Raw genomic sequence first — 12,113 nt, 5'->3', positions numbered from 1 at the left:
TGCACTGAAATTCAACGCAATGAAGGAGTATCATGAATTACCCTATCCTTTCCGGAAATCCTTATTTTTTGATCCTTTCGCTCGTTATCATGTGTTATGCCTCCTACACGATGCTTCATATGATTGAACAGCCGCAGTCTGGGGAAAGAGCCTATCACTTCAACTGGTTTATAGGCGGCGCTGCCGTGTTTGGACTGGGCCTTTGGACGATGCATGTCGTTTCTCTGTTGGCCTCCGATCATCGAATTGTAATGAATTGGAGAATGTTCCTTGTATTGATTGGCTGCAGCGTTATGATTTACGCGGCTTTGCTTGTTTGGAAGAAAGAGGCGCTTTCGAGCGGAAGATACCTGTACAGCACGGTCCTGATGGCGTTTGGAGCTACGATGCTCCATTACATGTCGATGCTGTCGGATTCCTTTAAGCTGCTGCATATGAACTGGCTTCTATACGGCATTTCCTACTCGGTCAGCTTCGCAGGGGCGTATGTCACCTTCTATTGGCTGGAGCGGAAAAAGGCTAAATATTTGCTGAAAAGCAGCTTAGCGCTCGGATTTTCTAACATGCTGATGCATCAGTTGGGGATACATGCGCTGGATATTGAATATAAGGATCTTTTCACGGCAGACCTTATGAATAACTATTTGCTGCTGTTTGCCTTCTTGCTTGGCGTGTCCGCCTTGATCATCCTCAGCTTTAGCCTCACGACGTGGCTCGCGGCCAATAAATACCGCCAGATCAATGAAAGATATAAGCTTCTTGTAGAAAACTCCATGGATATGATCGTTTTAATCAGCGACAGAAAGTGGGAGTATATGAACCGTGCCGGTTTGCGCATGTTCGAGGTGCAGAGCGATAAGGAGATCATCGGCACCTGCATTTATGAGCTAATGGACGAGAAGTATCATCAGATAATGGAAGACTGGCTCAAGGAAGGGCATGCGGACGAGTTTATGCCTGCGAAGCCGATGGAGCTGCAGTGGCGGTCCGTGAAGGGAACGCTGCTGCATACCGAAATGATAAGAGCCAGCACCGCCTTCTCGGGCAAACAAATTGAGCAGGTTATCATTCGCGATATCTCTGAACGCAAGAAAAATGAGGAGCTGCTTATTAATTCAGAGAAGCTGTACATTGCCGGGCAATTGGCTGCCGGTATCGCGCATGAAGTTCGCAACCCGCTCACATCCTTGAAAGGCTTCCTGCAGCTGATGAGCTCAGGACGGGGAAACAGCCAGCATTTTTATGATATTATGAAATCGGAGCTTGTTCGCATTGAATCGATCGTAAGCGAGCTGCTTATGCTCTCCAAGCCGCAGGTCTATGATTTCGCGCCGAAGGACGCGTGCCGCATTATGGCGGATACGGTCACCCTGCTAAATACGCAGGCAATCCTGCATAACGTCATCATTGAATTTCACGCCGATTATCGGCCGCTGTGGGTCATGGGCGTGGAAAATCAATTAAAGCAGGTATTCATAAATCTGATCAAAAATGCAATTGAAGCGATGCAAAGCGGGGGCGTTGTCGCCATCTATATGTCGCAGGACGAAGCGGGAGAGGTCATCATTCGCATTCGGGATGAAGGCACCGGCCTGTCGAGAGAGCAGCTGTCCACCCTTGGACAACCGTTCTATACGACAAAAGATAAGGGAACGGGTCTCGGATTAATGGTCACCTACAAGATCGTAGATAACCATCAAGGCCGCATAACGGCCGAAAGCGAGATGGGAGTAGGAACGACCTTTATTATTCGTTTGCCGTACACCCGGCCTCAAGAATGAATGTCCGGAGGCGCTCCTGATGGAGCGTTTCTGGGCTTTTTTCTATATAATAGCTGGAGGAGGGGATTAACGTTGGCGGAACCGCTTAAGGCGATATACGACGGAACATTTATAGAACAATTCGCTGCTCTGCTAAAGACGGCGTGGAGCCCTTTCGATGAGGCGGCCTTTGCAGCCGCCGTTAGAGAAGGCGACTGGGAGCAACTGGAGCTGAAGGCTCGCATGAGAAGGATAACGGAGGCTCTCGGCGCTGCTTTGCCGCAGGCCTATGAAGATGCGCTGACGATTTTATATCGAATCGATGAGAAGTGCACCGGTCTTCCTTATTTGGTTTTTCCGGATTTTGTAGAGGTATTCGGGATGGAGTCGCGTCATTGGGAACGTTCGTTAGCGGCGCTCGAGAGATTTACGGCCTATTCGACGTCCGAATTCGCGATTAGACCGTTTATATTGGCTGACCCCGAACGGCTGGTTTTCCAAATGCTCGAATGGGCTGACCATCCGAATGAGCACGTAAGGCGGCTTGCCAGCGAAGGCATCAGGCCGCGTCTGCCTTGGGCACAGGCGCTTCCGCTCTTTAAGCGCGATCCATTGCCGATCATTCCGATATTGGACAAGCTGAAGTGCGATCCGTCCCTTTACGTTCGCAAGAGCGTGGCGAATAATATCAATGATATAGCCAAGGATCATCCCGAGCTTGTGGCCGGTTTGGCCGCTTCCTGGTTCGGCGTGAATGATAGAACCGATTGGATCGTGCGGCACGGCTGTCGTACGCTGATTAAAAAGTCGAATCCGCGGATCATGGCCTTGTTCGGGTATACGGCGCATGCGGAGCAAGGCGAGGACGTTTTGCCGCTCGTTGCCGAGGCTGCATTGAAGGTGAATCCGTCTGCCGTTCCGGTCGGCGGAGAGGCGGCCTTGCTTTATCGCGTGCAGCTGCGCGAGGGAGAACGGGTGAAGCTCCGAATCGAGTACGGGATCGATTTTGTGAAATCGGGCGGCAAAACGTCGCTTAAACGGTTTTTGCTGTCAGACCGCGAATATGCCGGCGGTGAAGTCTTTGAGGGAGTACGCGTGCATCGATTCGCCGATTTGACGACACGCAAGCATTACAGCGGCACCCACCGCCTGACGCTTTGGGTGAATGGCAGGGAGTCGGCCTCTGCGGTGCTGCAGGTGACGGAGGCCGAAGCGACATGACGATAGGCGCAAGAGTGTTAAAGACGGGGATGGCCGTCGCGTTAGCGATCTACTTAAGCGGAATATTCGGCTTTGCGTCACCGCTTATTGCCGCCGTGGCAGCCATCTTCACGATTCAGCCGTCGATCTACCGATCCTGGCAGCGCGTGGCGGATCAGGTGCAAACGAACCTGCTGGGCGCCCTCATAGCGCTCGCGGCAGTTCGTCTGTTCGGACATACGCCGATCGCCGTCGGTCTCGTCTGTATTGTCGTTATTCTCATAAGCATTCGTTTAAAAATGGAAAGCACGATCAGTCTGACGCTAGTGACCGTCGTTGCCATTATGGAAGCGAACGGGCAAGGCTGGGATGTGGCTATCGAACGGTTCTGGATGGTTCTGACCGGTATCGGCTCTTCCTTCGCGGTCAATGTGCTCGTCTTTCCGCCCCGGCCGCGCAAGCAATTCACGGTGCAGGTGCATCAGGCGTACACTCAGCTCTCTTTGCTGCTTCGGACTGCGATCTCCAATGAGATGAAGGAGCATATATTCCACCGGGAAAAGGACAAGCTGCATGGGACGCTGCGCAAGCTGGAGGAGCGCTATTTAGTGTTCGAAGAGGAACGGAAATTGTTGGCGCGAACGAAGACCAGTCATGCGCGGCAACTGCTCGTATCCAATCAAATGATCAAGACGCTGCAAAAAGGGGCGGATCTGCTTGATGTCGTGGAGGAGCATTATTTTGCATCCCCTAGCGCCGGAGAATGGGCCAAGCGCTTCGACCGGCAAATCGAGGATTTGACGAAATACCACGAGTACATTCTGCTTAAGGCCGAGGATAAAATCAAACCGCATGCGTCCATTGAGCCGGAGGAGGAGCGCGAGGATCGGCTGGTCAAGGACTTGACCGCCTACATCATGGAGGATCCCGATGAGCACAAGCGTCTAGTATTTGTCGCTTCGGGCATTTTCGAATATGCATATCACCTGCGCCGCTTGGAGAAGCTGCTCGATCAGGTGCAGCAGCGGGAGGAGCACGCGAAGCGCGAGACTGCGGGTCCGGAGGAGGAGCTGGCTTAGCGGGAGCATTTCACTACGAAAAACGTTTAAAAATCCAGTATAGCGCGCCAAAAGTAGCTTGGGAGGGTGAAGTTACTGTACAAATCCAGTATAGAACACTATACGACGCACGAAAATGGACGATAATATACAAAAGAAGAGTGGATGCTAGCGGTGAAGCTAAATGGAAGCTATAGTACAATAAACTTCTGGAACAGGCTTTTTTTATCCTCTCAGGGCTACACGAAGAAGTGTTAGATGTCCGTTACAAAAAGAGGGTCAGAATCTTGGGACAGAATGTTAAAAAAAGACTGTGCAGCAAAAAACAGCAGGCCGGAATTTCGCCGTACGGCGCTCCCGCTTGCTGTTTTTTGCCTGGGTGCTGCATGCAGCTGATCCTTGCAGTAGTCTTGCAGTAGTTGCACACTGCTGTTGTTAGCTGATGCTTTCTGCTAATATAGCTTGTCGCAATCGCTATTTCTGCTGCTAATACAATTGCAGTTGCTACACGCTTCTAGCTATTGTTTGTCGCGGGTTTTATTGCTGCCCTCGTGGCGGCGAGGGTGCTGCATATGTGCTTCCGGGTTGTCGTCGTCATCATGAGGCACCAGACGAGGATCGGTATGTCCTTTGTGATGATTGTTGAATTGGAGTTCGACAAGCTCCCATTCCGTCGATCCCAGCATCAGATCGGCCGGGAACACATCGCCGCGCTTGAGTTTTTCTTCGCGGCCCCATTCGTTTTTGTAAACGCCCTCGACCTCGACCGGCTCGCCGGACATCGGATGCATTTCATTATGATTTTGATTGCTCATCGTGTCAACCAACCTTCCTGTGCTTATAATCCGTGCTTGGGAACCGCCGCGCGATCGGCTTCTGACTGCAGCTCGCTGGCCAATTGTTTGCTGGCTTCATGACGGTCAGCTTTGGATTGCGCCTTGCTGGCCTTTTGTTGCAGAGCGGATGGAAGTTTGTCTGTCATGCGGTCATCCTCCTGAGGTTTTCATTATTAGCTTTGTCTTCACGAGAAGATCCTCAACAGTTTGCCACAAAAGGAAGAAATGTATGAGTTCGGCGGGATGACATTTGAAGGCTTATAATAATCGCAGTCCGCAGGAGGGACAGAAGGAGTCGCGCTCGGTAACCGTTTCGCCGCATGCGGGACAAGGCTCGGAGAATGGCGATACAGTCGCGGCTGCAGCAGCCGTCCCGGATTTGGCCGAATCGTCGCCTGCGGAGCCTTCGGGCTGCTGCAGCAGATGGGCGGGCGTGCCGAATAGGGTCTCGACGATTTCCTTCAGCTCCTTATACCTGTCGGAATCGTCGGAGGCAATCCGAACGAACAGGAACATGCCTCCGAGCAGCGCGCCGGCTATAGCAAGCACGATTGCGGTTGCCCCGATATCGAGCCAAGTAACTAAGGGCAGCGCTTGCTGCGCCGCCCAGTTGGATTCTGTATGATGAATCGCCATATGCATCTGCGCTTCCCAGCCCGTGTTTTCATTAAAAATCATTTGCGCCACCTCATCCATTCACCTGATAGCGAGACTCCAGCATTTTACCGCCGAACCACATGACGAGTACCGCTGTAATGGTGACGAAAATACGCCATGGCTCGTTGACAAGGTTGCCGATATCAAAGCTGATTAGTGAAATGCTGAATATCATAACGGATTTGCCGAGCAGAGTGGCCAGCAGAAACGTATGAAAGGGCACCTTGCTGAGGCCGGAGACGACGGTAATGACAACAGACGGCGTGAACGGGAAGCAGGCCAGCAGGAAAAGCGGCGTGAAGCCCTTGCGTTCCACCCAATTGAAGAACCGCTCCGACTTCGGAAATCGTCTCTCGAGCCAGCCTTTGAAGTTGCGCCCAAGCGTGCGGCTAAGCCAAAAAACGGTCACCGCTCCCGCCGACACGCCGATCCATGAGAACAAAAATCCAAAACCGAGGCCGTATATGTTAGCGTTGGCCGCAATAATAAGAATTAACGGAAGGAAGGGGAGAAAGGATTCGATCATCGGAAGCAGCAGGCCGGGAAGCGGCCCCCATTGCGAATAGCTCTCCAGCGTCCATTGAATCGATTCGAGATCCATATGTTTAATATATTCCAGCCAATTGCGCCAATCGTCCATAAATTGTACTCCGTTCTACTTGTTTGTAGCTTCTTCGCTAGCCGCGAAGGCTTGAAAGGGAAACCATAAATAAAAGGCGCCGATGAGCCCGAACAGAGCGGCGCTCGTCCAGAATACGGAGGTTTCGCCGTTCCATGCCGCGATAAAACCTCCGGCAAGGGGGCCGAACATGACTCCGATTCCTTCAAAGGTGGACAGTATGCCCCAGCCCAGACCTTCCTGTTTCGGAGGCACATAGGCTGCAAGCAGCGCATTCCAAGCGGGCTGAATCGCGGCATAGGATAAGCCAAGCACAGCGACTATAAGTAAACAATACCAGAATGCAAGGCCCCATGCCAGCATGTATAATCCGATTGCGAATGTGCAAAATCCTGCGACGAGAAACCACTTCCGGCCGCCAAGCTTGTCTGAAAGCTTGCCCATCGGAATAAGTCCTGCCGCCGCGCATATTCCGCCAACCGTAAGCAAAATGGAATATTGCGCGCCGGAAAGTCCGAGCTCCCGATCGGCGAAGCCCGGCAAAATCGGAACGAGCATGCTCGCGCCCATCGTTTGCAAAATCATCCCCGGCAGCAGAAGCTTCATCCGGCTCAGCCTTCCCTTCAGTATGGACATTTGCTCGCGAAGGGGCAAGCGGCTGGGCGTAACGGCTCTTTCCTTGCTCATGAACAGCGTCAACAGGCAGGCGATCACCGACATGGTGACAAGCAGTTGATACGTAAACGATACGTTGAAGTCGAGTAAAATATTACATACGATCGGTCCGCTGCCCAGCCCGACCATCCAAATGGTATACAGCAGGCCCATCTGGGTGGCGCGCTGCTTCTCCGATACCTTCGTCAGGCAGACAATCCAAATCGGAGACATGCCGATGCCGTAAAGGGCGGCCGCGCCGATGAACATCCAAGGCAGCTCGGCGAATTGCAGCAAATAAACACCAGCAAGCGACAGGATTAGTCCCGTTTGGACGACGATGCGGATGGAGAACCGGTCCAGCAAATAGCCAATGGCCATTTTGAGCAAGGTATCGGTTATGTAATGGGCGGAAATGGCGGCGCCGATGACATCGGGTGCAAGACCTAATGTTTTGGCGCCGTAGATCGGCAGCAGACTAACGAGCACAGCTCCCCGGACAAACTCCACAAAAAACAATATAACGGAGATTAGTTGCATCTCCGCTCCAAACCAAACCTTATGATCTGAGCGCACGGACAGGCTCCTTATCCATTTATATATTCGAGGCTCTTTCCATTATATCCAAGTTGGATAAAATATCCAAAATGATGCCGTCCGCAGCCGATTGCGAGGCTTGAAGCCGCTGCGTGGACAGTCTTCTAGATGTAAGTCGCAACGGATCGCCGATCAGCTTCAAAATTTGTTCGGTCAGCTCCAGCGGATGATTCGCTATGCTTGCTGCGCCCTTGGACGCAAGGTATAACGCGTTTTGCTTCTCTTGACCGGGAACCGGCCGGTACGTGAATATAGGCAGCTCAGCGGCAATGGCTTCGGATAGCGTAACGCCTCCAGGCTTCGTAATTAGACAGTCGGAGAGCGCCATGAGCTCATGTATTTGCTCAACGAAGCCGTAAACATGCAGGCGTGCGGCGCCTGTATGGTGCTGAAATTGTTCCGAGATGGAATCCTTCAGAAGGCGATTATGGCCGCAAACGAGTGCGACTTGTACGTTCGCGTCCTGAAGCAATCCGCCGCAGATTTGCTCCACATCAGGCATGACGCCTTGCGCGCCGGCCATGATGAGGACAACCGGCTTATCCGGCCGGAGCTTATAGCGTACGAAGAGCTCTGCGGACGGGGCGATCGCACGAAAGCCGCGTTTCAGAGGAATGCCGCTCACTTGAACGGAGCTGCCCGGAATGCCAAGCAGAGTCAGCTCCTTCTTCAAATCCTCTGTCGCTACATAATAGCGATCGATGCTCGGATGTACCCAGCGGCGGTGCAAATCAAAATCGGTAATGATGGCATAAGAAGGCGGGTGATAGCCCGTGCGCTTCTTGAGCTCGGGCAAGGCAAAGGAGGGAAACGTATGGACGACGGCATCCGGCCGCTCGGCGGCCAGAATCCGTCTTATTTTGTCTCGGCCGAAGGAGTGAAGCAGACCGCCGAATAGGGAATCATGCTTCATAGGCCTTGTGAAATCATACATCCACCCGTAAAGCGAGGGCATATGCGTGTAGCTCTTCAAATAGAAGCGGCGGGTGACTTCGTTCAGCCAAGGATGCGACTCTGCCATGAGATCGACCATAACCGTCCGATAATTGCCGCGCTCCTCCATCGCGTCGCGAATGGCGCGGGCAACCTGCAGGTGCCCCTCTCCGTAAGATGCGTATAAAATTAACAATTTCGGCTGCTGTTTGTTTTCGAAACGTATCATGGGTACACCTCCTGCCGATAGTGTAAAGGATATTTGTTATGCGATTGTGAACGCAGTTTGGTTAGTTTGTGTAAATTTTGTATAATGAAAGAGCAATCCATCCTATTTCAAATTTGAAGGAGCGATGATTAAGATGCAGTACACGAAATTAGGCAAATCAGGTTTGCGGGTCAGCCGGTTATGCCTGGGTACGATGAATTTCGGCGTGGACACGGATGAGAAGGAATCCTTTCGTATTTTAGATGCGGCTTTGGATGCAGGCATTAATTTTATGGATACCGCGAACATCTACGGATGGGGCGAAAATGCAGGGCGCACGGAAGAAATTATCGGCAAATGGTTTCAGCAGGGCGACGGGCGCCGCGAGCGAACCGTTCTGGCTACCAAAGTATATGGCGACATGCACGATGAGCATGACGGTCCGAACCGCGAGGCGGGCTTGTCCGCTTACAAAATCCGCCGGCACCTGGAAGGTTCGCTGAAGCGTCTGCAAACGGATCATATTGAGCTTTATCAAATGCATCACGTCGACCGCAGCGTGAATTGGAGCGAGCTGTGGGGAGCATTCGAGACGGCCGCGGCGCAAGGGAAAATCGGCTACATAGGCTCGAGCAACTTTGCCGGCTGGGATATCGCGGTCGCGCAGGGCGAAGCGAAGGCGAGAGGCACGCTTGGTCTCGTATCCGAGCAGCACAAATATAACCTGCTCTGCCGGCTCCCCGAGCTGGAAGTGCTGCCTGCCTCAAGGGAGCTGGGCCTTGGCGTTATTCCTTGGAGCCCGCTTGACGGCGGCTTGCTCGCGGGCAATCATCGCCGCAAGGAAGGCGGACGCCGCAGCGGCGATTCGAATCGGCTCGAGCGGCACCGCAAGCAGCTTGATGCATATGCGGAATTCTGCGACGAGCTGGGCCAGCCGGAGGATCTTGTTTCGCTGGCGTGGCTGCTTTCGAACCCTGCCGTAACCGCGCCAATCATCGGCGTTCGAACGCATGATCAATTCGAACGCTCGCTTCGCGCGCTCGAAGTCGAACTGGACGAGTCCGCACTGAAGCGCATCGACGAAATATTCCCGGGCCCCGGCGGAGACGCGCCCCGCGCTTACGCCTGGTAATGCAAATCGCCCAGCCCCTCTAGAGGGGCTGGGCGATTCCTATTTTTGGCGCGCATGGTATCCGAGAATCAAATTAACAGGTTGAACAGGACGGGATCTTTGTTCAGCTCGAGAAATTGAAAGCCTTTCCTGGTCATGCGCTCGACGAGCGGACCGTAATCGGAACGGTGCTTCAACTCGATGCCGACCAGTGCGGGGCCGTTGTCTTTATTGGACTTTTTCGTATACTCGAAGCGGGTAATGTCGTCGTTTGGTCCGAGCACCTGATCGAGGAATTCCCGCAAGGCGCCCGCGCGTTGCGGGAAGCTTACCATAAAATAATGCTTGTACCCTTCGTAGATCAGCGAGCGTTCCTTAATTTCCTGCATCCGGTCGACGTCATTGTTGCCGCCGCTTACGACGCATACGACCGTTTTGCCTGCAATCCGGTCACGGTACGCATCCAGCGCGGCAATCGCCAGAGCGCCTGCGGGTTCGGCCACGATCGCATTCTCATTGTATAAATCGAGCATGGTGGTGCATACCTTGCCTTCCGGCACGGCAATCACATCATCGAGCAGCTCCTTGCACAGCTCAAACGTTAAATCGCCTACGCGCTTAACGGCTGCGCCGTCAATGAATTTGTCGATTTGGTCAAGCGGGGTCACTTCTCCTGCATCCAGCGAAACGCGAAGCGACGGGGCGCCCTCCGGCTCCACGCCGACAACCTTCGTTCGAGGGGAGACCATTTTCACATAGGAGGCAACGCCTGCGGCAAGACCGCCGCCGCCTACGGTGACGAACACGTAGTCCGGCAACGTTTCAGCGGACTCCATAAGCTCTTGCCCGACGGTTCCGTTGCCGGCAATGATTTTGCGGTCGTCGAACGGGTGAATGAAGGGCATACCGCTGCGAGCGCTCTCCGCCACCGCTTCGTCATAAGCATCGTCGAACGTATCGCCGGTAAGTATGACCTCGACTCCAGATCCGCCGAAGAAGGATACTTGTGTTACCTTTTGGCGGGGCGTCGTGCTGGGCATGTAGATTTTGCCCGGAATGCCGAGCGTTTGGCAGGAATAAGCTACGCCCTGCGCATGGTTGCCGGCGCTTGCGCATACAACCCCTTTCGCTAATGTTTCCGGGGCAAGGGAGCGCATAAGATGATAGGCGCCGCGGATTTTGAAGGAACGGACGATTTGCAGGTCCTCCCGTTTCAGCAGTACGTTACAATTGTAACGTTCGGATAATACGCGGTTATATTGGAGCGGTGTACGCGTAATGACATCCTTGAGATGCATTTGCGCCTGCACGATTTCTTCGAGGCCGATGCGTTCTGTTGGTGCGTTGCTCGTTGTCATAGGGGACCATCCTTTCTGTTTGCCCTCATCGGCATGATAGAATATTTGCTACATTATAGCACTATCATTGGGAGATGACACAGCTATTTGCTTTTTATTCTTTTTAGAGGGGGGAAGACGAATGCTCAAAGCGTTCAGAAGATTGTTAACGACATTACTTATCTTCATATTGCTGCTTGGCGGCGCCGTATGGTGGCTGCTATCCTATATAGCGCCCGACGAGCGGCTGGACATGGCTTATACCCCGATAAGCGTGAGAGACAAAGCGCTTGCCATCATCAAAAATTTAAATACGGAGCTTGTGCTCACCGAAACCGACATCAACTATGTAATCAAAGCCCGCCTTATGAGTGAATATGCAAGCGCAGGGACGAACGGAGCTGCGGTCGAGCTGAACGAGGATGTCCGCTTGGACGGAGCCGTGTTCGAGCTCGAAGAGGACAGGCTGGTCGCACGCATGAATGTCACGTATAAAGATCGTATTCCCGCGCAGCTTGATGCCGTATATGCCTTAGAATGGCAGCCGCCCAATATTGCGCTGAGGCCTCAATCTTTGGCCGTGAAGGACATCGGGCTGCCGCTTAGCTTGCTGGAGCCCATCCTCATTCCTATAGAGCTGCCGGAGCAAAATGTCGTTGCGATACGGGATGTGCAGTTCGAGCAGAACCAAATCAAAGTGCTGTTTAAGGTGGATGTGAAGCTGCCGTTTTAAACGCTGTATAAATCCAACATAGCGCGCCAATTGAGGTTCATGTGTGCGGAATTACTGTAAAAATCCAACATAGCGCACACATTGGAAAGTTTTCGAAGGGGATGGAAAAGGAGTTCGGCAGTTACCGTCTGCCGCAATGGTTTAGATTCGCGACCGGGCTTGTAGAGCTTAAGACCGGCATACTCCTCGCAGCAGGAAGCTGGCAGGACAGCTTTGCCGCCGTAACATGGATGCCATTCTGGGTTGATATATGCTTGAAACTGTTTAAGGGGGGGATTGGTTATAAACATTCAATAGCCCATGCTCCTAGTTATTCCAAAGACGTGGACCCGCAAGAAGGCGAATCTCGTTGCAGATTCGCCTTCTTGGCGTGAAATGGGAAACGCGGAGTTGAAACAATAAAGAAGAAG

The 12,113-nt window shown here is 52.9% G+C and carries 12 protein-coding genes; 5 read left to right on the top strand and 7 right to left on the bottom strand.

Annotated features, from left to right (window positions below; genetic code table 11):
* The first annotated feature begins 32 nt into the window (after nt 1–32).
* From L1N85_RS10495 to L1N85_RS10485, 3 genes are all read left to right on the top strand, one after another.
* Nucleotides 33–1,781, top strand: a complete 1,749-nt coding sequence (locus L1N85_RS10495; protein ID WP_235237515.1) for an ATP-binding protein — start codon at nt 33–35, stop codon at nt 1,779–1,781.
* A gap of 72 nt (nt 1,782–1,853) precedes the next feature.
* On the top strand, nt 1,854–2,981 hold the full coding sequence (locus tag L1N85_RS10490; protein ID WP_235237514.1) for a hypothetical protein: 1,128 nt from the start codon (nt 1,854–1,856) through the stop codon (nt 2,979–2,981).
* Entirely contained in the window at nt 2,978–4,039 is a 1,062-nt protein-coding gene (locus L1N85_RS10485) for an FUSC family protein (protein ID WP_235237513.1), read from the top strand. The genes L1N85_RS10490 and L1N85_RS10485 overlap by 4 nt, the downstream gene beginning before the upstream one ends.
* A 497-nt stretch (nt 4,040–4,536) precedes the next feature.
* Here L1N85_RS10485 and L1N85_RS10480 read toward each other — a convergent pair whose 3' ends face one another.
* The 6 genes from L1N85_RS10480 to L1N85_RS10455 all read right to left on the bottom strand — a co-directional run bounded on the left by L1N85_RS10480 (nt 4,537) and on the right by L1N85_RS10455 (nt 8,543).
* Nucleotides 4,537–4,833, bottom strand: coding sequence for a transposase (locus L1N85_RS10480; RefSeq protein ID WP_235237512.1), 297 nt, complete (start codon nt 4,831–4,833; stop codon nt 4,537–4,539).
* Between the two features lie 23 nt (nt 4,834–4,856).
* Nucleotides 4,857–5,000, bottom strand: coding sequence for a hypothetical protein (locus L1N85_RS10475; protein ID WP_235237511.1), 144 nt, complete (start codon nt 4,998–5,000; stop codon nt 4,857–4,859).
* Between the two features lie 112 nt (nt 5,001–5,112).
* Nucleotides 5,113–5,532 (bottom strand): zinc ribbon domain-containing protein, encoded by a 420-nt coding sequence (locus L1N85_RS10470; RefSeq protein WP_235237510.1) that lies wholly within the window; start codon nt 5,530–5,532, stop codon nt 5,113–5,115.
* A 10-nt stretch (nt 5,533–5,542) separates the two neighbouring features.
* Entirely contained in the window at nt 5,543–6,151 is a 609-nt protein-coding gene (locus L1N85_RS10465; RefSeq protein WP_235237509.1) for a TVP38/TMEM64 family protein, read from the bottom strand.
* 15 nt (nt 6,152–6,166) lie between these two features.
* Nucleotides 6,167–7,360 (bottom strand): MFS transporter, encoded by a 1,194-nt coding sequence (locus tag L1N85_RS10460; RefSeq protein WP_235237508.1) that lies wholly within the window; start codon nt 7,358–7,360, stop codon nt 6,167–6,169.
* A 19-nt stretch (nt 7,361–7,379) separates the two neighbouring features.
* Nucleotides 7,380–8,543, bottom strand: a complete 1,164-nt coding sequence (locus tag L1N85_RS10455) for an MGDG synthase family glycosyltransferase (protein WP_235237507.1) — start codon at nt 8,541–8,543, stop codon at nt 7,380–7,382.
* A 133-nt stretch (nt 8,544–8,676) separates the two neighbouring features.
* Between L1N85_RS10455 and L1N85_RS10450 the strand changes: the two genes are divergently transcribed.
* A complete protein-coding gene (locus L1N85_RS10450) occupies nt 8,677–9,654 on the top strand; it encodes an aldo/keto reductase (protein WP_235237506.1) in 978 nt (325 codons plus the stop codon).
* A gap of 68 nt (nt 9,655–9,722) precedes the next feature.
* Here L1N85_RS10450 and ilvA read toward each other — a convergent pair whose 3' ends face one another.
* Nucleotides 9,723–10,991, bottom strand: coding sequence for a threonine ammonia-lyase IlvA (gene ilvA, locus L1N85_RS10445; protein WP_235237505.1), 1,269 nt, complete (start codon nt 10,989–10,991; stop codon nt 9,723–9,725).
* Nucleotides 10,992–11,112: 121 nt separating this feature from the next.
* On the opposite strand from ilvA, the gene L1N85_RS10440 reads away from it, so the two are divergent.
* Nucleotides 11,113–11,703, top strand: coding sequence for a hypothetical protein (locus L1N85_RS10440; RefSeq protein ID WP_235237504.1), 591 nt, complete (start codon nt 11,113–11,115; stop codon nt 11,701–11,703).
* The last annotated feature ends 410 nt before the right edge of the window (nt 11,704–12,113 follow it).

Origin of the sequence: Paenibacillus alkaliterrae (assembly GCF_021532375.1) — a bacterium.
Classification (GTDB): Bacteria; Bacillota; Bacilli; order Paenibacillales; family Paenibacillaceae; genus Pristimantibacillus; species Pristimantibacillus alkaliterrae.
Note: the sequence above shows the minus strand (reverse complement) of the source record. Positions and strands in the feature narration are given on the sequence as shown.

What these genes read in the sequence shown, in the direction of transcription:
- L1N85_RS10495 (WP_235237515.1), top strand. Translation starts at nt 33, where the DNA reads ATGAATTACCCTATCCTTTCCGGAAATCCTTATTTTTTGATCCTTTCG.
- L1N85_RS10485 (WP_235237513.1), top strand. Translation starts at nt 2,978, where the DNA reads ATGACGATAGGCGCAAGAGTGTTAAAGACGGGGATGGCCGTCGCGTTA.
- L1N85_RS10480 (WP_235237512.1), bottom strand. Translation starts at nt 4,833, where the DNA reads ATGAGCAATCAAAATCATAATGAAATGCATCCGATGTCCGGCGAGCCG.
- L1N85_RS10475 (WP_235237511.1), bottom strand. Translation starts at nt 5,000, where the DNA reads ATGACAGACAAACTTCCATCCGCTCTGCAACAAAAGGCCAGCAAGGCG.
- L1N85_RS10470 (WP_235237510.1), bottom strand. Translation starts at nt 5,532, where the DNA reads ATGATTTTTAATGAAAACACGGGCTGGGAAGCGCAGATGCATATGGCG.
- L1N85_RS10465 (WP_235237509.1), bottom strand. Translation starts at nt 6,151, where the DNA reads ATGGACGATTGGCGCAATTGGCTGGAATATATTAAACATATGGATCTC.
- L1N85_RS10455 (WP_235237507.1), bottom strand. Translation starts at nt 8,543, where the DNA reads ATGATACGTTTCGAAAACAAACAGCAGCCGAAATTGTTAATTTTATAC.
- L1N85_RS10450 (WP_235237506.1), top strand. Translation starts at nt 8,677, where the DNA reads ATGCAGTACACGAAATTAGGCAAATCAGGTTTGCGGGTCAGCCGGTTA.
- ilvA (WP_235237505.1), bottom strand. Translation starts at nt 10,991, where the DNA reads ATGACAACGAGCAACGCACCAACAGAACGCATCGGCCTCGAAGAAATC.
- L1N85_RS10440 (WP_235237504.1), top strand. Translation starts at nt 11,113, where the DNA reads ATGCTCAAAGCGTTCAGAAGATTGTTAACGACATTACTTATCTTCATA.